This is a genomic window from Verrucomicrobiia bacterium, assembly GCA_019694135.1.
GTDB lineage: Bacteria > Verrucomicrobiota > Verrucomicrobiia > JADLBR01 > JAIBCM01 > JAIBCM01.
In genome coordinates this window covers 30,019-53,868 of the sequence record JAIBCM010000001.1, presented here as the reverse complement: position 1 = coordinate 53,868, position 23,850 = coordinate 30,019, and the positions used below count along the sequence as shown (strand labels likewise).

Sequence of the window (23,850 nt, the reverse complement as noted above, 5' to 3'; positions counted from 1 at the left end):
TCCAGACCCAATAAACACTAAGAAAACTTTTTTGCTTGTTGTTAAAAGTGTTGTAACTTCACAAAATTATTTTTAAGGAAAGTTTAAAAATTATGAGATTGTTTCGAATTAGTTTTCTTTTAGGGTTCTTGTTTAGTTTTTCTTTTTTTCTGGGTGCGGAAGAAGTCGATTTTTTCCCGGTAGAGGAATACAAAGCTGGCGCTTCTCCTATGGCTGTGGCAGTTGGCGATTTGAATGGAGACAGTGCTCCTGATTTGGCGGTAGTTAGTTTGTTGGATAATGCGATTAATCTTTTCACGAATTTTGGAAATGGAATTTTTACTAATCATATAACTCTTCCTTCTAATTCGCCGGGCGATTTGAAGATGGCGGATGGGGATGGGGATGGAGATTTAGATTTATTAGTGGTGGGTTTAGGTAATCAAACAGTAAGCGTTTTTAAAAATGATGGTAATGGTCTGTTTGGCATGATTGCGGATATTTATCAGCTTCCTCCCGATGCAGGTTTTCCAGCGACGATTGAAGTTAAAGATCTAAACGGCGATGGTTGGCTAGATTTTGCAGTGGGAAGGGCGGGAAATTCTTCTGTGGTAGTTTGGGTATATTTAAATAATGGAAATGGTAGTTTTACCCAAGGTGATGGGATTACTTTATTTGATAGTGTTTTTTCTTTTGGTTGCGGGGATTTTAATGGGGATAATTTTCCTGATTTAGCCGTGCCGGAAGTTTTTTTTGGTGTCATTCATATTTATCTTAATAACAATGCGGCTGTTTTTAATATTCCATCGCAGACAATTAACTTCCCTAACAATGCTGCTGCTTTTGCTGTGGAAACGGCTGATTTAGATGGCGATGGTGATCGAGACCTAGTTGCTGGTGTTTCAGCTGGATTTCAGAGCAATAAGGTTGCGATTGTAAAGAATAATGGAACGGGTTTTTTTACCTTAACTACGAATTATGTTATGAATGCACCGTTCTTTATTGATTTGAAAGATTTGGGTCGTGATGGTGATGTGGATATAGCTGTGGCATGCAATAATACGAATTTTGTTAGTTTATTATTGAATCAGGGTGATGGAACTTTCGCTAGTCCGATTAACCTTCAAGTAGGCAGTCGACCACGCTCGATTCAAATTCAGGATGTCGACGGTGATGGAGGGCAAGATATTATTGTTGCTAATATGGATGATGCTACTTTGAGTATTTTGCGAAGTCGTTTTTTGGACATTTCCGATATTCCAGATCAAATTTCTTTTCAAAATCAATTGGCAGGTCCTTATCCGTTCCAGTTGTTAGGGCAAATTGGAAATGTGGTGTTAACAGCTAAATCTAGTAATACTAACTTAATACCGAATTCGAATATCACTTTTGGCGGATCGGGAAAAAATCGAACTATTGCGCTTCAACCGTTGACTAATCAAATTGGTGGAACTTTGATTACAGTAATAGCGAGTAACACAGTTGAGAATTTAACCGCCAGTGATAGTTTTGTTCTGACGGTAATGAGTGCCAATAATCCTTTGCCGCCGAATCAAACTAATATTATTGAAACTAATATTGTTATTAATTCTTCCACTGCATTCGGGTATACTTTGGCGATTAAGAAACCTAAACTTGGGAAGCAAATTCGATTTAAAGCACAAAAGGGGTTAAGAAAATTTAAGGCACAAATTATTACAACCAACTCGGTGGATAAAGTTTCTTATGCTTTGGGTGATATAACTAATGCCATTTTTACGAATTTAGATTTTGTTCCAGCAAGTCGTTTAAAAGAGATGAAAAAGCGACGATTTGAAAAGACAGGAGTGAAGTATAAAGTAGCTAATTTATCAAAAGACCCCAAAACTGGGAAAAACTTATCTCAGAGATCAGGTTTTTTTAATTTTATCATTAAGATCGAAGGGGTGATTCAAACAAATCCGGTTACCTTTTATTTTGTTAATGCTTATAAAGGGTTAGTGAAATAATTTAATTCTCGAATCAAGATAAAACTTCTAACTGGTTTATTTTTCTTTTTTTTCACTTGTCGGGAAAGCGAAGTTTCGATAAGTAAATGGAATTATGTTCGGTAGGTCGTGTTTTTTTTATAGCAAACAGGTAATGATTGGGATGATTTGTTAGGATGGCTAATATTTTTCCACGTTGGACCAATTGGTTACCTCTAAAACTTTTCATTGCAGCTTTGGTTTTAGGTGCGGCAGTAGTTTGGGGTGTCACTTATTATTTTACGCCGAAATATACGCGGGTGGGTTATATGCCGCAGCAACCGGTGAATTTTGAGCATGCAATTCATGTGAATCAGTTGGGCATGGATTGTCGCTATTGTCATGTGGGTGTGGAAACTTCTCCGAATTCGACGATTCCTACTACTCAGACGTGTATGAATTGTCATCAGCAGGTAAAGAAGGATAGTCCTGCTTTAGCTGTGGTTCGCGAAAGTTGGGAAACAGGAAAACCCATTCCCTGGGTGCGCATTCATCAAACGCCGGATTATGTTTATTTTAATCATGCGGCCCATGTGAATCGCGGTGTAAGTTGTGTGAGTTGTCACGGGCAGGTCAATCAGATGCGCGTGGTGTATCAGGATCAACCGCAAAGTATGTCGTGGTGTTTAGAATGTCATCGTTCGCCCGAAAAGAAGATTCGTCCGCTGAATGAAGTTTATCATTTGGATTGGAAGCCGGAAAGCGAGAAGGCCCAATTGGAAATGGGCAAGAAATTAGTAAAAGAATGGAATATTAATCCGCCGAAAAGTTGTGCGGGTTGTCATCGTTAATTTGTCATAGTTATGAAGAGAATTTGGCAACATCCAGAAGCGGAAAAAGGCAAAACCGGAAAAAACTATTGGCGCAGTCTGGGTGAATTGTCCAATACGCCAGATTTTCGTGATTGGTTGGAAAGAGAATTTCCTCAAGGTGCGGCGGAGTGGTCAGCGGATGATGGACTTTCGCGTCGCAATTTTTTGCGTTTGATGGGCGCTTCGATGGCTTTAGCGGGTTTGGGTTTGTCGGCTTGTCGACGGCCAGAAGCGCATTTGGTGCCATTTACTAAAACGCCGGAATGGATGATTCCAGGTAAATATCTTCATTATTCCACGGCGATGCCGCGTCGCAATGGAGCCATGCCGTTACAGGTAAAATCTTACAATGGACGGCCGATAAAAATTGAAGGAAATCCTTTGCATTCTTATAGCTTAGGTAAGTCGGATGCGTTTGCACAAGCGTCGCTTTTGGAGTTGTATGATCCGGATCGTTCTCGTTCTTTTCTTCAAGATGGCAAGCCAGTCGATCGTAAAACTTTTGATGAGGCTTTGGAAAAGTTGAAGCAAAGGTGGTCGAATGGCGCAGACAGAAAATTGGCTTTTTTAGTGGATGAAACGTGTTGTCCCACGCGCGAACGGTTTCGCTCAGAGCTTTTTCCTGATTCCATTTGGTGCGTTTACGAGCCTTTGTTGACTGGCAATAGCGCGGAAGCGGCCTCTTTGGCTTTTGGCGGTGGAGTGAAAGTATTGCCCCACTATGACAAAGCGGATCTTGTTTTTTCGATCGATTGCGATTTTTTAGATTGTAATGATGGTAATTTGAAATCTATTCGCGATTTTATGAAGGGTCGCCGTGTGCGTAAGCCGGGTGATAAAATGAATCGTTTGTATGCAGTAGAAAGCCATTACACTATTACTGGCGCGACAGCGGATCATCGCTTGCGTTTGCCAGCGAGTCATACGGGTGCATTTGTGTTAGCTTTGGCTAAGGAGCTGGTGCGTTCGGGTGTGGAAAGCGGTTTAGCTGAGTTAGTAAGTGCGATTGATAATAATCCTGAAACTGTTTTGGGAATTGATAAGAATTGGATTCGCGAAGCGGCACGTGATTTGATTGATCATCGTCGTCGTTGTTTGATAGTGATTGGCGATCGTCAGCCCACTTCGGTGCATATTTTGGGGTTGGCCATTAACGAAGCGTTAGGCAACTTAGACAATACGCTGTCGATAGTTGAGAAAAACCAGGAACCGGGATGGGATATTACTGAGTTAGCGGATGCAATTCAGAACGGTTCGGTTGAAACGCTAGTAATTTTGGGCGGCAATCCGGTTTATAATTCACCAGCAGATATTGATTGGAAAACACTGTTGAAAAAAGTTCCGACAGTAATCCGTCTCGGCATGCATGAAGATGAAACTTCGGCGTTAAGCCATTGGCATGTGCCACAAGCGCATTATTTAGAAAGTTGGAGTGATGCGTGGGCTGAGGATGGTTCTTATCTTTCTTTGCAACCGATGATTTTGCCTTTGCATGGTGGGCTTTCGGATTTGGAATTCATGGCACGTTTGGCGGGAGTTTCTTTTAATGATAGTTTGGAGCTGGTCCAAGAGACGTTTCGAGGTGTAGTGAAGAAGAGATGGGATGCATTTAAGTTTGGAGAGCAATGGAACAAATTTTTGCATGACGGTTTTTTAGAAGATAGTGCGGCTAAGGCGAAAAAAATCTCTTTCGATGTGATCAATCGATGTGTGGATTTTCTTAAACGCAATCCGTTAAGGGCGGAGCCGTTGGCGAAAGATCGTTTAGAGCTGGTTTTTGTGGCAGATCGTAGGGTGGATGATGGTCGATTTGTCAATAATGCTTGGATGCAAGAATTTCCGGATCCTATTACCAAAATGACTTGGGAAAATGCTGCATTGATGAGTCCTACCACTGCAAAGAAGTTGGGCATTGTGAATGAAACGGTAAAGGGCATCATGATGGTGGATAAGGTGCGGATTAGTTGGGCGGGTCGCTCGATTGAGGCGCCCGTGCTGATTACGCCGGGTAGTTGCGATTTTTCTTTGGCCCTACCTGTAGGTTATGGCCGCGAAATAACGGGTAAAATTGGAGAGGGAAGCGGGTTTAATGCTTATGCATTGCGTGTTTCAGATGCGGCTTACTTCGCGGTAGGAGCTTCGATTAAGAAAACGGGCGATAAACATGATTTGGCTTTGACGCAGGAGCATAATGTGATGGAGGGGCGCGCTTTGGTTCGAGAGGCACCCTTAGAACATTTTAATCAAGACCCGAATTTTACTGATAAAATGGGAATTGATGCTCATGCGCCTTCGGGACCGTCATTTTATCATGTACCGCCGATGAATGCGCCACATCAATGGGCGATGTCAATTGATTTAACGACGTGCACGGGATGTAATGCGTGTGTGGTAGCGTGTCAGAGCGAAAATAATATTCCCGTTGTTGGCAAGGATCAAGTGCAGCGAGGTCGCGAGATGCATTGGATTCGAATTGACCGCTATTTTTCGGGTGAGGATGAAGAAGATCCGCAGATGATGATGCAACCGATCGCGTGTATGCAGTGTGAAAATGCGCCTTGCGAAACGGTGTGTCCGGTTAATGCCACGGTGCATAATGATGAAGGTTTGAACGTGATGGCATATAATCGATGCATTGGCACGCGTTATTGCGCAAACAACTGTCCTTATAAAGTGCGACGATTCAACTTTTTTGATTTTAATCAACGGCCTATTGATGAGTTGTATAAAGGGCCGCTGGCGCCTAAGGGAACACCGGAATTGCTGAAGATGAGTAAGAATCCGAATGTGACGGTGCGTATGCGTGGGGTGATGGAGAAGTGCACGTTTTGCGTGCAGCGTTTGGAAATGGCCAAGATCGATTGGCGAGCTAAACAAGGTGGTTCACCGGATGTTACGATTCCTGCAAATTCTGTGCAGACGGCATGTCAACAGGTCTGTCCCGCCGATGCGATTGTATTTGGAAATTTGAAAAATGAAGAAAGCGAAATCGTTAAGGCAAAAGCTTTAAAGCATGATTACGCTTTGTTGGAGTATTTGAATATTAAACCGCGTGTGAGTTATTTGGGTCGCATTCGTAATCCTAACCCGAAAATGCCAGGAGCAGATAAGATAGGGATGACGACAATTAACGAAATGCATCATCACGGTCATTCGCCAGAAAAGACCCAGGAAACTTTGCAGCAGGAGCACTAATGAAAATAGATAGTTCAGCCCTTTTAACTGCTGATGCCCAAGTCATGGAGCGCGAGCCATTGGTGACTAACCAGCGCAGCATGGCGTGGATTACCGATAAGGTGTCCGGCATTGTGGAAGGAAAAACGCCGTTGTGGTGGTGGATAGCAACTTTGGTGACGGGCGCGATTGCGGCGTTGGTTCCTATTTTTATTAGTTATCTAGTTTCAACGGGGGTTGGTGTTTGGGGGAATAATAATCCGATCATGTGGGCGTGGGATATTACTAATTTCGTTTTTTGGATTGGTATTGGTCATGCGGGCACCTTAATTTCGGCGATTCTTTATTTAACGCGACAAAAATGGCGAACATCGATTAACCGATCAGCTGAGGCGATGACGATTTTTGCGGTGCTTTGCGCGGCTTTGTTTCCTGTATTTCACGTGGGTCGCGTTTGGTTTGCGTGGTGGTTATTTCCTGTGCCTAATGCAAATGGAATCTGGCAGAATTTTAAAAGTCCCCTTTTGTGGGATGTGTTTGCTGTTTCGACTTATTTTACAGTTTCGCTTTTGTTTTGGTATACAGGTTTAGTGCCTGATTTGGCGACGTTGCGCGATCGTGCGAAATCGCGTTTTAAACAAATGATTTACGGTATTTTTGCTTTGGGTTGGCGTGGTTCCAATCGGCAATGGCGCCATTATGAGAAGGCTTATTTGATTTTAGCGGGTATTTCTACGCCGCTGGTGTTGTCAGTGCATAGTGTGGTGTCCTTTGACTTTGCGACGTCGGTAATTCCGGGATGGCATACAACGATTTTTCCGCCTTATTTTGTGGCAGGTGCGATTTTTGGTGGGTTTGCGATGGTGTTGACTTTGTTGTTGCCGGCTCGAGCGATTTTTAAGTTGCACGATTTGATTACGCAGAAGCACATTGATAATATGTGCAAGATCATTTTGTTGACGGGCACAATTGTGGGTTATGCTTATTCGATGGAGTTTTTTATTGCGTGGTATAGCGGTAATGAGTTTGAAAAATTTACGTTTATGAATCGTGCTTTGGGGCCTTATTGGTGGGCGTATTGGACGATGATTTCATGTAACGTGTTATCGCCACAGTTGTTTTGGTTTAAGTTTTGTCGAACGAATCCGTTTGTGATCTTTTTTGTGATTAATTGTGTGAATGCGGGAATGTGGTTTGAGCGGTTTGTGATTATTGTGACTTCGTTGCATCGGGATTTCTTGCCGTCTTCATGGGGATATTTTAAGCCGACGCATGTGGATATTTTAACGTTTATCGGGACGATTGGTTTGTTTGTATTTTTATTTTTATTATTTATTCGCGTATTGCCTATGATTGCGGTGTTTGAGGTGAAATCGATTTTACCGGAAGCGGATCCGCATTATCACGGGGAAAAGAAAGGATAGCGATGGATAAGATTTACGGTTTAGGAGCGGAATTCAAGAGTGCGAGTGAGCTTTATCACGCGGCGGAGAAGGTGCGTGATAAAGGGTTTATTCGTTGGGATGCGCATTCTCCTTTTCCGATTCATGGAATGGATCAAGCAATGGGCTTGGGGCGGTCGCGGTTGTCATTTTGGTCGTTGTTGGGGGGCGCTGTGGGGTTAACGGTTGCTTTTTTGATGATTTTTTTGATTAGTGATGAGGGCGCTATCGCAACGTGGATTGGTAAGTTTACCAATCAAAATTATCCTTTGGTTGTGCAGGGAAAACCGTATTTTGCGGTGGAGCCTTCGGTGCCGATATTTTTTGAATTAACGATTTTGATTACTGCATTTGGAACGATAGCGGCGTTGTTGGTGATGAATTGGTTGCCACGATGGCATCATCCTGTGTTCAACTGGGATCGTTTTGCGAAGGTAACGGATGATAGGTTTTTTATTGTGATCGAGAGTCGCGATCCCAAGTTTGACGAGGCAGAAACGAAACAATTTTTGGAGGGGCTAGGCGCTCAGTGCGTGGCTTTGATTCAGGATGAATAAACCGGTATTGCGATATTTTTTCACCATTTTTTTTGTGGCGGTGGTGGCCGTGTTTGTGGTGGCGGGACGTCGAGGCGATAAGACGACGCGAACGCCGATTGAGATTTTTTCGGATATGGATCATCAACCTAAATTTAAGACTCAGGCTGAGAGTCAATTTTTTGCAGATGGTCGTGCGGATCGTATGCCAGTGGAGGGAACGGTATCGATGGAGCAACCCGTTGACGATAGTTATCTTGTTACGGGTAAGATGGGAGATCGATGGGGAGACGGATTTCCGATTGCGATTACGGAAAAAGTTTTAGAGCGAGGTCAAGAAAGGTTTCAGATCAGTTGCGCGATTTGCCATGGTGCGACAGGCTACGGCAATGGGATTGTTACGGGGTATGGGTTGGCGGGTGTGGCTAATTTTCATACGGATCGGTTGCGCACAATGGAGGATGGACAGATTTTTAATACGATCACGCATGGGAAGGGATTGATGAATGGTTACCCTCAAATTAAGGTTGAGGATCGTTGGGCGATTATTGCTTATTTGCGCGCGTTGCAGTTGAGCCAGAATATTTCGCAAAAAGAGTTGTCGAAGAAGATGAGAAGTCAGATCAAATAGATTGCTATGAATCACGAAAACGATCAGTCGAGAAAAGAGGAAAGGTTTGAGTTAAAACGGTTGGGTGGTAAGGCCGAGTTAGCTTTGATTTTTGGCTTGTTATGTTTGGGAGTTAGTTTTGCTTGGGGTTGTTGGAAGAATCCGACGCAGTTGGCTTTTTCGTGGTTGATTGGTTTTATTTATTTCTTTTCGTTATGTGCTGGTTCGCTGTTTTGGATTTTGTTGCATCATGCGACGAATTCGGGTTGGTCGGTGGTGGTGAGGCGATTTTTGGAAAATGTGGCGGGGCTTTTCCCTTTCTTAATGATTTTATTTATTCCGATTTTATTTTATGGGAAATTGATTTATGAGTGGATGCGCGTTGATCCTAAGGATAGTTTAGTATTGGCCAATAAAGCGGCTTTTTTAAATCAACCTTTTTATTATGGTAGAGTAGTTTTTTATTTTTTCTTTTTTTGTGTAGTGGCTTGGTTGTTTAAATATTTTTCTAAAAAGCAGGATCGAGAAGGTGCTCCGTATTTATCGGTTCGCATGAGGCACATGTCTTATATTGGTATGTTGCTTTTTGCGTTAACGCTTACTTTTTTTGCGTTCGATCATTTGATGGCGCTAGATTATCATTGGTATTCGACGATGTGGGGAGTTTATATTTTTGCGGGAGCGGGAGGGGCGGCGATGGCATTGCTTATTTTGGTCAGCAACGCTTTTGTAAGAGCGGGTTATTTGAAGGATGTTTTTACGAAGGAGCATAATCATTTGATGGGCAAGTTGCTTTTCGCTTTTACGGTGTTTTGGGCTTATATCTCGTTCAGTCAGTATTTTTTGATTTATTATGCTAATATTCCTGAGGAGACACTTTTTTATGTGTATCGCAATACGGGAGGGTGGTTTTGGGTAAGTGTAGGATTAGCGGTATTTCGATTTATTGTGCCTTTTTTATTATTGTTAACGCAGCCGGCTAAGACTAATCCGAAACGGTTGTGTTTTTCAGCAGGGTTGATTTTGGTGATGCATTTTGTGGATGTGTTTTGGATTATTGCTCCGCAGCAGCAGTTGAATGAGGCGGGCAACGAGATAACGGCGTCACCTCATATTGCGATTCATGTGTTGGACTTTTTAATTCCCTTAGGATTTTTGGGAATTTTGGGTTATTTATTTTTGCGAGCCACGTCGCGAGGAATGCTTTATCCTTGGCGCGATCCCCGTTTAACGGAATCCATAGGAGCACAGAATTGATATGGGAAGTGATGATTCGAATCGTACTAGTGGAAAGCAAAGCCTGTTTTTATTGTTAGGATTGTTGGTGTTTGGTATTTTGTCATGGATACTTTGGCGAGGCAGTTGGCGTGAAGAGGAAAATTATGATGTCAAGCGAGCGGCTCAGCGCGCTGAGAAGTTAAAGGTTTTGAAGGAAGAGGATGCTAAAAAATTAACGAGTTATGCTTGGGTAGATAAAGAAGCGGGGGTGGCAAGTATTCCGATTAAAGAGGCGATGAATTTGGCATTGGAACGATTGCAGAAAAAGTCTATTCGCTCAGGTAGCGTGATTGCAGCGGCAGTTTCAGGTGGTGCAACAAATGTTGTTGGCACGAATAGCGTTACTCCTGATAACATGGGAACGAATGCAGGAACGATGATGATGACGAATATGCCGAGCACGAATGGGATGGATACAAACGGATCGGGAACCAATTCTATGAGCGAAGAGGTGAATAAACCTTAACGTAATGGAGGAAGCGAAAGAAGTTTGTTTTTAATAAATTTTATGGATGCGAATAATAAGACAGACTGGTTAGGAGCGGAAGAGGTAGATGCTTCTTTTCGTCGTGTGGTAGTAGGATTTTGGGCGCCGGCCTTTTTCTGGCTTTTGGTGAGCGCAGTTTTGGGTTTTGTTTTGTCAGTGAAATTATATAAGCCGGATTTTCTTACCACTTTTTTTGGCTATCCAGTGGGTTGGTTGTCTTATGGTCGACTGTTTGAGGTGTGGCAAGCGGTGACGGTTTATGGATGGGCGGGATCGATGGTGTTGGGTGGAGGCATTTGGATGATGGGAAGAATGGCTGGTAAAGCTTTATCGAATCGTTTGACAGTAGGAGCTTCGGCGTGGTTGTGGCATTTGGGTTTGGGAGTTGGAGTGTGGTTAGTTTTGGTGGGTGGGGTGCGAGATTTGAGTTTGTTGGGTTTACCGCGTCAAGGTTTGGCGATGGTATGGATAGCAGCAGTGTTGTGGAGTTGGAGTGTGTTGAAATTGTTGCGACAGGGTAAGAAGGAGTTTATTGCGCAATGGTATGGGTTGGGAGCGGCATTGTGTTTGGTTTGGATTTTAACAACGGTGTTGTTTTTTATGGGTCGACCGGTTTCTGGGGTAGTAGAGGGATTGTTGATTCATTGGGCAAAGCAAAGTTTGGTAAATTTGTTTTTGGTGCCGATGGCTATTGCAATGGCTTATTATTTGGTGCCAGTAATTGTGAAAAAACGGCTACCGCTTTATTCGTTGGCTGCTGTGGGTTTTTGGAGTTGGTTCTTTTTTGCTAGTTGGAGTGGAGCGCATGGGTTAACCGGAGCGCCTTTACCTTTGTGGCTTTCCACATTGGGAATGACTTCGAGTGTTTTGTTGTTAGTGCCGATTGTGGTGGTGGCATTGAATTTGTTGGGAAGTTTGCAAAATGATCCTGAGGCGATGATAGAAAGTTGGGTATTGCGTTTTGTTGCGATGGGGTTGGCTTTTTTATTTTTTGGCGGTTTGGCTCATATGGTTGAGGGAATTTCAAATTGGAGTGGGGTATTGAGTTTGACTTATTTTTCTTTGGGCGAGATGACAGTGTGGGTGATGGGATTTGTGACTTTAGTGAGTTTAGGTGCTTTTTATTATGGGTTGCCTTATTTATTGCGAAGAAAGCCCTTTGAAGAAAAAGGGGTGCGAGTGCATTTTTGGTCAATCGTTTATGGAACAGCAACTTGGGTTGTGTTATTGTTGGTTGCGGGAATTGTTCAGGGTAAAACGATCGCGAATCATGAGTTGACGTTTAATCAGGTGATTGAAAGTGGACTTCCTTATGCCAGAGGGCGAGTGATTGCTACGCTTTTTTTGTTGATAGCTTGGGGAGTGGTGTTTCTTAATGTAATGAAATGGTTGGGTATGAATGGATTTCGAATATGCAGTAAGAAAGGTGAAGATGAAAAGCAGGTTGTAATGGAGGCGCAAGGTGAAGCGGTTTAGTGAAATTTTTTTGGGAGTTGCTGTTGTATTTGGTATTGCTTGGTTAGTGACTGTGGCTATACCCTATACAAAGTTTGCTCAGTTGCAACCTGTGGTGGATGAAGAAACGGGTGATAGAACACCGCCGGTTGAGTCAGGATTAGTTCAACGCGGGGCAACGGTTTATGCGGCTCAGGGGTGTGCAGGCTGTCATTCGCAACGGATTCGTGGTGGTGGAGCGGATATTGATAGGGGATGGGGTGTGCGGCAGAGCGTGCCTCGTGATTATTGGGAATCGGGTCCGGTATTTTGGGGAAGCAGTCGAGTCGGACCTGATTTATCCAATGTGGGCATGCGTCAGCCAAGTGCGATGTGGCATTATCAGCATCTTTATAATCCTCGTTCTTTGAATCCGGATTCCATTATGCCTCCTTTTCGTTATTTGTTCGAGGAGCGGAAAATTGTGGGCCAGATTTCTGAAGATGCGGTTGCTTTGTTTGGACAGGATGCGCCGAAGCCCGGTTATGAAGTGGTGCCGACGATGGATGCGAAGGCTTTGGTTGCTTATTTGTTGTCGCGAAATCAGAGTTATGCGTTACCAGAGGCGCCCGTGAAAGAGGGGAAGCAGGAAGACCAAGCGGCAGCTGGCAAACCTTAGAAAGCGTGGAAAGTTTTTGATTATGGATCAGGAAAAGTTGACTGAAAAGAAGAGTGTGGTGGATGTGTCGGAATTGCACGATACGGAGGATTGTTCTTTTTCTGTTTCGATAGGTTTAGGTCGATCGATTTTAGCGGCAGCTGGGATTGTGTTATTTGCAGCGTTTGTGGGGGGAAGTTATTTTGGCCGTTTTTATACGGGATTTCGCAATGATGTTTTTGAATTGCAAGTTGGAGCGGAGAGTGGTTCAGCTAAGGCTGAGGGAGGACAACCGGAAGTGTTTGATCCCATTGCTTACGGTAAAAAAATGTTTAGTTTGAACTGTGCATCTTGCCATCAAGCGTCAGGCCAAGGAGTAGCGGGGCAATATCCGCCGTTGGCTGGATCGGAATGGGTATTGGGTTCGCCCAAGCGTTTGGCAGCAATTGTTTTGGATGGATTAGAGGGGCCGGTGACGGTGAAAGGTGCAACGTATAACGGCGCCATGGCATCTTGGAAAAATACTTTTAATGATAAAAAGTTATCTGCGATTTTATCTTATGTTCGTCAGGAATGGGGTAATCAGGCTTCGCCGATTACGGAGGAGGAGATGGCGGCTTATCGTGCAGAGTTTGGCAGTCGTAATAAGGTGTGGAGTGCGGATGAGTTGTTGAAAATTCCTTGAGCTTCATCAATTTTAAGTATGAATGAAAATTACTTAATTAAGTTGGGCCAATTTTTTGTTTTGTTTTTAGTAGGGGTGATTTTTTCTCAGGCTCAGATGATTCAGGGGAAAGTCACTTTGAAGGGAACACCTCCACCTGATCGGGTGATTCCGGGGGCACAGTCTGTAAAGGATTGCCATAGTAATGAAATTAAAACGGAGTTTTGGAAGGTGGGAACAAATGGCGGATTGGCAAATGTTGTGGTTTGGGTTGAGGGTGTGTCAAGAGAGACGAAACCGAGCGAGCTGTTGGCGAAAGTGGTGATTGATCAGCAAGGGTGTCATTATGTTCCGCATATTACTGCGGTTCAGGCGAAGGAGAAGTTTGTGATTCAGAACAGTGATCCCACGCTGCATAATGTTAGGGCGAATCAGATGTTGAAAGGGAAGAAGAAGGTCGTTTTTAATTTGGCCCAACCCGTTAAAGGGATGAAAAGTGAAGTGAGTTTTTCGGAGCCGGGCTTGTATTCTTTAGAGTGTGATGTGCACCCGTGGATGCAGTCGTGGGTTTGGGCGATGGATTCACCTTTTTATGCGGTAACGGATCAGGATGGGTTTTATCAGTTGCCCAAGGGATTGCCCGCGGGCGATTATGAGGTGAAGGCGTGGCATGAGCGTTTTTTAAAACCGTTATCGCAGAAAATAAAATTGGCGAATAAAACGGAGGAAATAAATTTTGAGTTTGTATTGGAGTCAACGAAAGGGCATAATTAATTTGCTAGTAGTTTTTATTAGGTTTGGTAAATGACAGTTTTAGAAAAAGTAATAGTTGGAGCAATTCGATGGCAAGTGTGGCGTTAAGTGAAAGTGAACATTCTCATGCGGTTGTAGATCATCATCACGAAGAATTAAGTTTTTTACGAAAGTATGTTTTTTCGACCGATCATAAAATAATCGGGGTGCAATATGGAATAACGGCTTTGCTGTTTTTACTATTTGGTTTTGTCTTAATGATGTTGATGCGGTGGCAGTTGGCTTACCCCGGTAAACCGCTTCCTTGGTTTGGGGATTGGATGTGGCTTTTGTTGGGTAAAAAAAATGCGGCATTACTTATGCCGGATGGGGTAATGTCGCCAGACCTTTACAATTCTTTCGGTGCGATGCATGGAACAATTATGGTTTTTTTGGGTGTCGTGCCATTAGGTTTTGCCGCGTTTGGTAACTATGTGGTGCCGTTGCAGGTTGGTGCACCAGATATGGCTTTCCCGCGAATTAACATGGCTAGTTATCACTCTTTTTTGTGGGGTGGTCTTGTCATGTTGATAAGTTTTTTTGTGCCGGGAGGAGCAGCTAAGTCGGGTTGGACTTCTTATTCTCCTTTAGCTAGTATTGCTGACACGGCTTATCATCCATTTTGGAATGGTCAAACAATGTGGTTGTTGGGCATGGTGCTTTTGATTACGTCTTCGTTGTTGGGATCGGTTAATTTTATTGCAACGATTATTCAGTTACGCGCTAAAGGCATGAGTTGGATGCGAATGCCTTTTTTTGTTTGGGCGCAGTTGGTGACAGCCTTTTTATTGTTATTGGCTTTCCCTCCGTTGGAAGCTGCTGGAGTGATGCAGTTGATGGATCGTGTGGCGGGAACAAGTTTTTTTCTGCCTTCGGGTTTAGTGGTGAATGGTCAACATTTTAGCGCTTTAAGTGGTGGAGGAAGTCCCTTGCTATGGCAGCATCTTTTTTGGTTTTTAGGACATCCTGAGGTTTATGTGATTCTTTTGCCGGCTTTGGGAATGGTTTGTGAAATTCTTGCCACAAACGCGCGTAAACCGATTTGGGGTTATCCTTCTTTAGTTTTTTCTGTAGTTGCGATTGGGTTTTTGTCATTCATTGTGTGGGCGCATCATATGTATATGACGGGGATGGGCACTAAAGTGAGTGCTTTTTTTCAGACGACTACGGTGATTATTTCTGTTCCTTCAGTGGTTATTTTAAGCTGTTTGTTAATTTCGTTATGGGGCGGTTCTATTCGATTTAATACGCCCATGCTTTTTGCTTTGGGCTTTTTACCGATGTTTGGGATAGGGGGATTGACAGGAATTCCTTTGGCTTTTAGTGCCTTGGGATCTTATTTGCATGACAGTTATTATGTGATTGGGCATTTTCATTATGTTGTGGCGCCGGGAGTTGTCTTTGGTTTGTTTGCTGGGGTTTATCATTGGTATCCTAAAATTACAGGTAGGTTTATGAATGAATTTTGGGGTAAGGTGCATTTTTGGATTACTTTAGTTTGTATGAATGGAATTTTCTTCCCCATGTTTTTGCAGGGCATGGCGGGGATGCATCGGCGGTGGTATGATGGCGGTGCAGCTTATGAACTTTCCAAGCCGCTATTGCATTGGAATGAGTTTATGTCGGTTTCGGCCTGGATTATGGGGCTAGCACAGATTCCGTTTATTATTAATTTTTTTATTAGTTTCCGAACCGGTAAAAAAGCCTCAGACAATCCTTGGGAGGCAACTACTTTGGAATGGCAAACTCCTACGCCTCCGCCTCATGGCAATTTTGCTACGGAACCAGTGGTTTATCGGGGACCTTATGAATACAGTGTGCCGGGAGAAGCAAAGGATTTCTCGCCTCAAAATGAGCCGGTGAAAGAGTACAATAAAAATTTATAAATTTTATGGAAATTCCTTATACGGTAAAAGCTAGACCTGATACGGGTTTGTGGAATGCTAAGGTTGGGATTTGGCTTTTCTTAGCTTCTGAAGTGATGTTGTTTGGCGGTCTTTTTTCGGCTTACATTTTTTTGCGTTTGGGTTCGTGGCATTGGCCGCATGGAGTTTTGAATATTCCGATTGGTTTGTTTAATACTTTTGTTTTAATTACTTCTAGTGTGACGATGGTTTTTGCCTGGGCATCTTTGAAGATGCGTAATTTGCATAAGTTTGAATGGTTTTTAGGGATTACGATTTTATGCGGATTTATTTTCTTGGGCATAAAATCTTATGAGTATTATGAGAAGTTTCATCATTACGGGTTGATTTTTAAAAATGAGGCGGTAGCAAATCGTTACCGTGCCGAGGTGGAAGCTGCAGGTGGCCAGATCAAACCTTCTATTATTGAGGGACAGTATGAGGTAACGGGTCACATCGAAGAGATGGATGAGGAAACGATGAAGTTTATTCCGGATTCGATTCATAGCAGTGAGCCGATGGTACAAATTGTTTCAGTTTTGCAAACGATAACGGGCAAGAAAACGGAACACGGTGAGGCAGTTGTTTTTCAACAAGACGATATTTATCGCTGGGGACCGTTTGTGCCGCGTTACAGTTCTTATTTTGCGATTTATTTTACGTTAACTGCATTGCATGCATTGCATGTGATTGGGGGAATGGTAGTCATGGCTTATTTTTGGATTCCTGGCCGCAAGCTTTATCATGCCGATCCTGAGCATTTTACAAATCGAGTAGAAGTGGTAGGTTTATTTTGGCATTTTGTAGATTTAGTGTGGATTTTTTTGTTTCCCGTTCTTTATTTATTGTAGGAGTGATATTAGGAGAAAAATATGGCAGGCGACGATGCGGTAGCGATTAAAAATCATTTAAAGTTTTATGTTGGTATTTTTGCAGCTTTGTTGGTTTTAACCGTAATAACGGTGGTGGTTTCCTACATTCACTTGGGAACGGCGGGTAACATTACGTTGGCCTTAGTCATTGCAACGTTGAAAGCGTCTTTAGTGGCGGCTTTTTTCATGCATCTTTCTTCGGAAAAGACGACAATTTATCGTTTAATGATTTCGGCTCTGTTTTTTTTCCTGGTTTTAGTTTTTTTAAGCATTTTTGCGTTTTTAGATCCTATCAGAAATTGAATTTATGTCGCTGCGTTGGTTTCATTTGGTTTTTATTGCTTTGTCTCTCGCTTTATTGTGGGGATTAGCAGGGGCGTGTTATTATATTTATCAAAATCAAGGTGAAGAAAAAGCGTACTTAATTGCAGCGATTGTTGGTAGTGTGTTGGGTTTGCTTTTGTTGATTTATGGAATTGTTTTTTGTGTAAAAATGCGACGTTTAAAATCATGAAAAAGAGGAAAATGTATCAAAGATTAGTTTATGGGAGTGGCATAGGATTATTTTTTTCTTCCCTAGACATGAGCTATGGTTGTACGGCTTGTTTTAGTGCACCTAATTCGATTGTTTCTATTGCCATAGGAAATGCGATTCTTTTTTTGTTGGGTGTGGTGGGGATGGTTTTGTTAAGCGTGGTTGGTTTTATTGGATGTCTGGCTTACCGAGCTAAAAAAGCAAAAATCCAGGCAACAGGGTTGGAACAAAAGGAGATGAGCCATGCTTAATCATTTGTTAGGAATATCGGAAAATGCGTCGGAACACGGGGCGCAAATTGATAATCTTTTGGAGTTTGTTCATTGGTTCATGTTGCTGTTGTTTATTGGTTGGACTGCTTTTTTTATTTGCACTGTGATTCGATTTCGTAAGAAGCGTAATCCTCAAGCGAATTATCATGGGGTAAAAACGCGACTGGCCACTCATTTAGAAGTAGGAGTGGTGATTACCGAGGCGGTTTTATTGTTTGGTTTTGCGTTTCCGTTATGGGCTAAGCAAGCGAAAAAATTTCCTAGCACTCGAGATGCAGTGCAGGTGCGAGCGATTGGACAACAGTTCGGTTGGAATTTTCATTATCCCGGGCCGGATAATCAATTTGGTAAAGGTGACCCGGATCTGGTTACGGCAGCGAACCCGTTAGGATTGGATTATGATAACGATCCGGCCGCGAAGGATGATATTGTGAATTATAATGAAATGCATTTGCCATTGGATAAGCCGGCCATTGTTTATATCAGCTCAAAAGATGTGATTCATAATTACGATTTGCCTAATATGCGAATATCTCAGGATGCGATTCCTGGAACGAGTGTCCCAGTATGGTTTACTCCAACACGAGTGGGAGAATTTGAAATTGTTTGCGCGCAGCTTTGTGGCCAAGGCCATTATAACATGAAAGGGCTTCTCGTGATAGATAAAGCCGAGGATTTTGAAGCGTGGCTTAAAGAAAAAACTGCAGTGACTCAATGATTTAAATTTTAAATCAAAAATAAAATTGTTGCGCATCGCAATTGTTTATTCTGTTCATTGACCCGGTAAGGGTTTCGTATTAATCTAAGAGTTAAAGAATTTGGACAATAACTCATGACTATTCCACAATATCGAGCCAGTTTGTTTTGGGCGAGTTGTTTCGTGGCTTTTGCGACTCTTATTTTGATCGGAGCAGGTGGTTTGGTGACGAGCCATAATGTTGGTATGTCAGTGCCAGATTGGCCAACGACTTATGGTTATAACATGTTTTTCTTTCCCTGGTCTAAAATGGTGGGCGGGATTTTGATGGAACACTCGCATCGATTGATTGCTTCGGGGGTAGGTTTTTTAACAATTTTTTTAGCTATTTTCATTACGATTAAAGAAAAACGGTCTTGGATAAAAAAATTAGCTTGGTTGGCAGTGTTACTTGTTGTTTTGCAAGGCGTTTTAGGGGGATTGCGCGTGGTTTGGATGAAGGATGAAATTGGAATTTTTCACGCTTGTTTGGCGCAGAGTTTTTTAGTTTTAATGAGTTTATTGCCACTCTTTTTTTCGCGAACGTGGTTGGATTTTTCTTTAGAAAAGCCCATTGCAAAATCCACTTTTACTTTAACTGCGATTACATTAGGACTCATTTTTTTGCAACTGATTTTGGGAGCTATTATGCGTCATGAGCATGCTGATCTTGCCATTACGGATTTTCCTTTGGCTTATGGTCAGGTTATTCCCAATTTAGATGAGGCTCGATTGAATCAGATTAATGAAAGAAGATTGCAAATTCAAGGGTTGCAACCGACAGATCGCTTTCAAATTCACTTGCAATTAGGTCACCGAGGCATTGCAGGGCTTATTTTTCTGGGAGTGATAAGCTGTTGGATATCACTATTTCGAGAAAGAAATTTTTTAAGAAAATGGGCAACGTTGTGGTTGTGCTTGGTGATTTTGCAAATTGCTTTGGGCGCATGGACCATTTGGAGTAATAAGGCGGCTGACGTGGCGACTGGACATGTGATTGTAGGAAGTTTGATTTTTGTTACGGGTAGTTTACTTTTAGCTTTATTATGGAGAGCGCGAGTTCTTGCGCGAATTCAAGTTGAAAACTCAGTTCCAATCGAGTTAGCGAGCAGTATAGTATGAAATCGGGCGCAGTAACTTCAGTGAAACAATCTCTTCCTTTTTCCGTACGCCTTGCAGATTATGCAGAACTTTTCAAAGTTAGGTTAACTTTGTTGGTTTTAATTACCACAGGCGTTGGTTTTTATTTAGCTAGCGCTTTTACTTTTGATAGCTTTTTGTTTTTCCATGCGATAGTGGGCACGGCTTTGGTAGCAGGTGGTGCGGCAGCTTTGAATCAGGTTTTAGAGCGAGAATGGGATAAGCGGATGCGTCGCACACAAGATCGGCCTTTACCCGCTGGACGTTTATCAGTTCAAGAAGCTTGTATTGTTGGTTTATTAATAAGTTTAGTGGGCATAGTTTATTTAGCAGGATGGGTGAATGCTTTGGCGAGTTTGTTAGCGGGATTAACTTGGGCGATTTATTTGTTTGTCTATACTCCGCTTAAACGAAAAACACTTTTAAATACGTTAGTCGGTGCGATTCCTGGCGCTTTGCCACCTGTCATCGGTTGGGCTGCAGTGAGAAATGAGATTTCTATCGAAGCAGTTGCGCTTTTTGCAATTATTTTTTTCTGGCAAATTCCGCATTTTTTGGCGATTGCTTGGATGTATCGCGACGATTATGCTGCAGCGGAATTTCAAATGTTACCCGTTTTGGATCAAGACGGAAATCATACCGCGCGTCAAATTTTAGGTTATACGTTAGCCCTAATTCCTATCAGTTTAATGCCGGTTGTGTTGAACATGGCGGGTGGGATTTATGCGCTTTTTGCGCTGATTTTTGATTTGGCTTTTCTAATTTTAGCGATTTGTTTTATGAAACGTCGCGCACGACAAGAAGCTAAATATCTATTTTTGGCATCGATTTTTTATCTGCCTCTTTTGTTAACAGTTTTAGTTTTGGATAAACGTTAATGGCCCTGGGCCGAGTCGAACGGCCGACCAAAGGTTTAGGAAACCTCTGCTCTATCCATCTGAGCTACAGGGCCTTCTTTTAAAAGAATGGTTTGTTGCAATTCGATTTCATCGCAATTTTTATCTTGGCCTTTGCGACCCACTACAAGAAATGATGTTTCTTTTTCTAAAGCGATGACCTGATGATGCCAAGTGCCTCGCGCGTAATTGACGCCTTGACCCGAAGGCACGTAGAATATTTTAATTTTGGCGGGATCGATCTGATCGCTTGGGGGAGCAACAATCGATAAAAAGGGGTGACTGATTAATGGAATAAAAGCCTGACTGGAATGAGGATGACGCTCTAATTTGCGAATGGTGAAAGGGAAGGAAATGGGCATAACACGAAAAATGCTAAGAAGCGGCGAACCTTGATAATCGGTTAAATCTAATTTGGCGACTTCATCAAAGCGAATGGCCGTTCCGTCGTTCGTGGAATAACCGCCTGTTAGAGGGGTGGTAATGAGTTCTCCAAATGGTTTGAAAGCGGTGCTGCTGATAGCTTCGATTGTTGAATTCATATTTTCCCTCATATTAGAGTAAGCTTTCGACTTGCCAAGACAGGATTAAACTCTTCATATCTTAGTAAATTTTCTTTAATAAGGAGAGGTTAAGATTGTTATGTTAGATATCAAAAAAGTTCGTGAGCAGGGGAATGAAGTGAAACAGGCTTTAGCTCGTCGAAACGCTTCTTATTTGTCTTTCATTGAAGAGTGGTTGGGGGTGGATGCGAAGTGGCGCGAAGCCTTAGGAAGGGTGGAAACACTAAAGGCTCAGAAAAATAAATTGGCCAAAGAAATTGGTAATCGCAAGTCGCGCGGTGAAAATGCGGATGAGCTGTTTTCGGAATCAAAAGCGATTGCAGATTCGATTGATGCTATTGAAAATGAGAGTCGAGAACTAGAAATTGACGCTTATCAAAAAGCGCTTTTTATTCCCAATATTCCTCACGATTCAGTGCCAGAGGGTTCAAGTGCAGAACAAAACGTTGTCGTAAAAGAGTGGGGTGACTCAAAAGTGGTAGAGGTAAAATCTCAAATTTCAAATTTTAAAACACACGTCGAATTAGGAGAAAAGCTGGGGATTTTGGATTTTGAGGCGGGTAGTAAAATTTCCGGGAGTGGTTTTGTGGTGTATCGCAAGGCGGGCGCAAAATTAGAAAGAGCGCTTATTCAATTTTTATTGGATTTGCACACTTCAGAGCATCGCTATCAAGAAGTTTCTCCACCATTTTTGATTCATCGCAAGAGTATGATTGGGACAGGGCAGTTGCCAAAATTTGAGGAGGATATGTATGGCACGGGTCAATCGGGTGAGGATCTTTTTTTGGCGCCGACAGCGGAAGTGCCCGTAACGAATTTGCATCGAGACGAATTGTTAAAAGACGCAGACTTGCCGATTTATTACGCAGCTTATACACCTTGTTTTCGTAAAGAGGCCGGAAGTTCAGGTCGCGAAACAAGAGGCCTGATTCGAATGCACCAATTCGATAAGGTGGAATTGGTCAAAATCGTTAAACCTGAAAATTCTTATGAAGAATTGGAGAAGTTGCGAGAGAATGCGGAACGGGTTTTGGAGTTATTGGGGTTGCCTTATCGCACACTTTTATTGTGTGCGGGCGATATGGGTTTTGGAGCAGCGAAATGTTACGATATTGAGGTTTGGGCGCCTGGCGAAAATCGATATTTAGAAGTTTCTTCCTGTAGCAACTTTGAAGATTTTCAAGCTCGTCGTATGGCACTTCGTTTTAAAGATAGTATAGGTAAAAATCGTTTTTGTCATACGCTTAACGGTTCTGGAACTGCTTTGGCGCGTTTGGTTGTCGCTCTATTGGAAGTTTATCAACAGAAAAATGGGACGATCGTTTTACCGGAAATTTTGATTCCTTATTTAGGAGGCAAGCGGACGATTAGTTTAAATGGGGAATTGAGTTAAATCTTTTTCTTTTTATTTCGTTTTGCCCATTTTTGTAGTTCGATCAATTCTTCTTCAGTAACATTATTGGGAATTAAAAGTTTACCATTAGGAAGGGTCGTATCGATAATAGGCGCATAAACGACCCGACCGTTTATGAAAACGACTAAATGTTTTCCGCGATTTGCGGTGGTGGTAACGTTGAGTACGCGTGTTCCATGAACATTAAAAGTTAATAAAGCAGAGTTGGGAAGATCTGAGTAAGGTTGAGCATCGATAAGGTTTAACTCGGAAAGTTCTGGAATAGGAACAATAGCAATAGTTTTTGGAGGTTTTTCCAATACAACATTCACAATTTTATCACTCGGTAAGGCGCCTTCACTTTGTAGATGGATGCGCAGTGCGATTTTGGGTTTTCCGCCTCCAGCTTGGAGTATAGTAAAAGGTAAAAATAAAATAGCGAAAAAAGTGAAATATTTCATCATACGAAAAAAGTATAAGATTTTTTGGAAAAGTAATGCAAAAAAAAATCTTTCTCATAAGATTTTTAAATGATGCGCAAGTTTGGAGGATTAAGTGGTTTGGTTTTGTGGATAGGTTTGTCAGCTTTTGATGCAAATCCTAGTAAGGATAGTAATCGATTACAGCCTTATGTACCGGGTAAACGGTTTGATATTTTTGCTGGTGATCCGGAACGGGTCCGTCGGGTTAATGAAATTCGTCGAGAGGATTTTCAAGTCAGCGCCATTATTGAGCCTTCGCCAGTCATTTTAGAAAATGATCAATCTTTGCCTACGATCAAAGCCGGTATTGTCGTGATAAGCCAAGCCAAGCGTCCCAAAACACTTTCTTTTCCAGATGCTCAGCGTGTTGAAGTTGTATTTCGCGAAAAGAAGGGGAAAGAAGTGTATCGATGGTCTACTGGAAAACGTTTTATCCAAGCTATTGGCACTTCTATGGTCATGCCTGGAGAACGGCTTGTTTTTTGGGTCGATGTGCCACTAAGTCGATGGAAAGAAAAACCGCAAGCAGGCACTTATCAAATGGAAGCTGTGTTAGCCAATTATTCCGATTTTGTGGCAAGCACCAATTGGGTGATGAAAAGCGGTTAGCTTATTTGTTTTTGTTAAGAATTTCTTTGATTTCTTCGATCGTTAATGCTTTTTCTTTTTTTATTTGAAGAGAGCGAGAAACGTTTACTGGTAAATTACCTCGATAATCATTCACAGGATATTTTCCTGAAAATCCCGGAGCTTCTTTGAAGGAAAAAGCATTGGCTGATTGGGTTTCATAAGGCTCTCCGGAAGAAAATGTCTTGTCTTGCCAGGCAAAAGTGGAAAGTTTCATAGTATTAGGACGCTCAGCCCAGAGAGAAGAGGGTAAAGTTTTTTCAAATTTTTTATTAGCAAAATAGGGTGTTTTACTCCAAGTAAAACGTTCGGTCTTAGCCGATTGATCGAAGGATAGGGATTTATTGAAAAATAAAGCAGAATGATTGAAGGAAAAATTTTTCGCATGAAACGCGCGTTGCGCTAAAGTGCTTGTTTTATTGCGATCAATTTGACGATTGGGATCATAAAGATTCTGCAATAAATCGGCGTGAAGACTGGCCGATAAAGAAAAGAGGGCAATGATGAGATAAAGCGATCTCATATCATCCAATTTATTTTATCTTATTGAAATTGCCA

25 protein-coding genes and 1 tRNA gene are annotated in these 23,850 nt (G+C 42.3%); 22 read left to right on the top strand and 4 right to left on the bottom strand.

Annotated elements, in window-relative coordinates; translation table 11 throughout:
- Positions 1–92: 92 nt before the first annotated feature.
- The 20 genes from K1X66_00300 (at position 93) to cyoE (ending at position 20,209) form a co-directional block, all read left to right on the top strand.
- Positions 93–1,967, top strand: coding sequence for a VCBS repeat-containing protein (locus K1X66_00300; GenBank protein MBX7156813.1), 1,875 nt, complete (start codon positions 93–95; stop codon positions 1,965–1,967).
- Positions 1,968–2,122: 155 nt separating this feature from the next.
- Positions 2,123–2,776: a cytochrome C gene (locus K1X66_00295; GenBank protein MBX7156812.1), complete on the top strand. Its 654-nt coding sequence runs from the start codon at positions 2,123–2,125 to the stop codon at positions 2,774–2,776.
- 12 nt (positions 2,777–2,788) lie between these two features.
- Positions 2,789–5,992, top strand: coding sequence for a TAT-variant-translocated molybdopterin oxidoreductase (locus tag K1X66_00290; protein ID MBX7156811.1), 3,204 nt, complete (start codon positions 2,789–2,791; stop codon positions 5,990–5,992).
- On the top strand, positions 5,992–7,395 hold the full coding sequence (nrfD, locus tag K1X66_00285; protein MBX7156810.1) for a polysulfide reductase NrfD: 1,404 nt from the start codon (positions 5,992–5,994) through the stop codon (positions 7,393–7,395). The genes K1X66_00290 and nrfD overlap by 1 nt, the downstream gene beginning before the upstream one ends.
- A gap of 2 nt (positions 7,396–7,397) precedes the next feature.
- Positions 7,398–7,970 carry a DUF3341 domain-containing protein gene (locus K1X66_00280; GenBank protein ID MBX7156809.1) on the top strand — a complete coding sequence of 191 codons (573 nt, stop codon included), beginning with the start codon at positions 7,398–7,400 and terminating at the stop codon, positions 7,968–7,970.
- 7 nt (positions 7,971–7,977) lie between these two features.
- Positions 7,978–8,580, top strand: a complete 603-nt coding sequence (locus K1X66_00275; protein MBX7156808.1) for a cytochrome c — start codon at positions 7,978–7,980, stop codon at positions 8,578–8,580.
- Between the two features lie 6 nt (positions 8,581–8,586).
- Positions 8,587–9,816, top strand: a complete 1,230-nt coding sequence (locus K1X66_00270; protein ID MBX7156807.1) for a hypothetical protein — start codon at positions 8,587–8,589, stop codon at positions 9,814–9,816.
- A 1-nt stretch (position 9,817) separates the two neighbouring features.
- A complete protein-coding gene (locus K1X66_00265) occupies positions 9,818–10,303 on the top strand; it encodes a hypothetical protein (protein ID MBX7156806.1) in 486 nt (161 codons plus the stop codon).
- 42 nt (positions 10,304–10,345) lie between these two features.
- Complete coding sequence (locus tag K1X66_00260) at positions 10,346–11,800, top strand: cbb3-type cytochrome c oxidase subunit I (GenBank protein ID MBX7156805.1); 1,455 nt, start codon at positions 10,346–10,348, stop codon at positions 11,798–11,800.
- Positions 11,787–12,437 (top strand): cbb3-type cytochrome c oxidase subunit II, encoded by a 651-nt coding sequence (locus K1X66_00255; GenBank protein ID MBX7156804.1) that lies wholly within the window; start codon positions 11,787–11,789, stop codon positions 12,435–12,437. Before K1X66_00260 ends, K1X66_00255 begins: the two co-directional genes overlap by 14 nt.
- A 22-nt stretch (positions 12,438–12,459) precedes the next feature.
- A complete protein-coding gene (locus K1X66_00250; protein ID MBX7156803.1) occupies positions 12,460–13,101 on the top strand; it encodes a cytochrome c in 642 nt (213 codons plus the stop codon).
- 18 nt (positions 13,102–13,119) lie between these two features.
- Entirely contained in the window at positions 13,120–13,854 is a 735-nt protein-coding gene (locus K1X66_00245; GenBank protein ID MBX7156802.1) for a hypothetical protein, read from the top strand.
- Positions 13,855–13,922: 68 nt separating this feature from the next.
- Complete coding sequence (locus tag K1X66_00240; protein ID MBX7156801.1) at positions 13,923–15,758, top strand: cbb3-type cytochrome c oxidase subunit I; 1,836 nt, start codon at positions 13,923–13,925, stop codon at positions 15,756–15,758.
- A 5-nt stretch (positions 15,759–15,763) separates the two neighbouring features.
- A complete protein-coding gene (locus tag K1X66_00235; protein MBX7156800.1) occupies positions 15,764–16,627 on the top strand; it encodes a cytochrome c oxidase subunit 3 in 864 nt (287 codons plus the stop codon).
- Between the two features lie 21 nt (positions 16,628–16,648).
- Entirely contained in the window at positions 16,649–16,951 is a 303-nt protein-coding gene (locus K1X66_00230) for a cytochrome C oxidase subunit IV family protein (protein ID MBX7156799.1), read from the top strand.
- 4 nt (positions 16,952–16,955) lie between these two features.
- Positions 16,956–17,162, top strand: a complete 207-nt coding sequence (locus K1X66_00225; GenBank protein MBX7156798.1) for a hypothetical protein — start codon at positions 16,956–16,958, stop codon at positions 17,160–17,162.
- Positions 17,159–17,434 (top strand): hypothetical protein, encoded by a 276-nt coding sequence (locus tag K1X66_00220; GenBank protein MBX7156797.1) that lies wholly within the window; start codon positions 17,159–17,161, stop codon positions 17,432–17,434. Before K1X66_00225 ends, K1X66_00220 begins: the two co-directional genes overlap by 4 nt.
- Entirely contained in the window at positions 17,427–18,173 is a 747-nt protein-coding gene (locus K1X66_00215) for a hypothetical protein (GenBank protein ID MBX7156796.1), read from the top strand. Before K1X66_00220 ends, K1X66_00215 begins: the two co-directional genes overlap by 8 nt.
- Positions 18,174–18,287: 114 nt before the next feature.
- Positions 18,288–19,313, top strand: coding sequence for a COX15/CtaA family protein (locus tag K1X66_00210; protein ID MBX7156795.1), 1,026 nt, complete (start codon positions 18,288–18,290; stop codon positions 19,311–19,313).
- Positions 19,310–20,209, top strand: a complete 900-nt coding sequence (gene cyoE, locus K1X66_00205) for a heme o synthase (GenBank protein ID MBX7156794.1) — start codon at positions 19,310–19,312, stop codon at positions 20,207–20,209. The genes K1X66_00210 and cyoE overlap by 4 nt, the downstream gene beginning before the upstream one ends.
- On the opposite strand, the gene K1X66_00200 is transcribed toward cyoE, so the two are convergent.
- Both K1X66_00200 and K1X66_00195 read right to left on the bottom strand, forming a co-directional pair.
- Positions 20,210–20,283, bottom strand: a tRNA-Arg gene (locus K1X66_00200).
- On the bottom strand, positions 20,245–20,781 hold the full coding sequence (locus K1X66_00195) for an ureidoglycolate lyase (GenBank protein MBX7156793.1): 537 nt from the start codon (positions 20,779–20,781) through the stop codon (positions 20,245–20,247). Before K1X66_00195 ends, K1X66_00200 begins: the two co-directional genes overlap by 39 nt.
- 88 nt (positions 20,782–20,869) lie before the next feature.
- Between K1X66_00195 and serS the strand changes: the two genes are divergently transcribed.
- Positions 20,870–22,183 (top strand): serine--tRNA ligase, encoded by a 1,314-nt coding sequence (gene serS / locus K1X66_00190; GenBank protein ID MBX7156792.1) that lies wholly within the window; start codon positions 20,870–20,872, stop codon positions 22,181–22,183.
- Here serS and K1X66_00185 read toward each other — a convergent pair.
- Positions 22,180–22,647 carry a hypothetical protein gene (locus K1X66_00185; protein ID MBX7156791.1) on the bottom strand — a complete coding sequence of 156 codons (468 nt, stop codon included), beginning with the start codon at positions 22,645–22,647 and terminating at the stop codon, positions 22,180–22,182. The two genes, serS and K1X66_00185, sit on opposite strands and share 4 nt — an antisense overlap.
- A gap of 66 nt (positions 22,648–22,713) precedes the next feature.
- Between K1X66_00185 and K1X66_00180 the strand changes: the two genes are divergently transcribed.
- Positions 22,714–23,274, top strand: coding sequence for a hypothetical protein (locus K1X66_00180; protein ID MBX7156790.1), 561 nt, complete (start codon positions 22,714–22,716; stop codon positions 23,272–23,274).
- Position 23,275: 1 nt separating this feature from the next.
- Here K1X66_00180 and K1X66_00175 read toward each other — a convergent pair whose 3' ends face one another.
- Positions 23,276–23,815 (bottom strand): hypothetical protein, encoded by a 540-nt coding sequence (locus tag K1X66_00175; protein MBX7156789.1) that lies wholly within the window; start codon positions 23,813–23,815, stop codon positions 23,276–23,278.
- Positions 23,816–23,850: the final 35 nt, after the last annotated feature.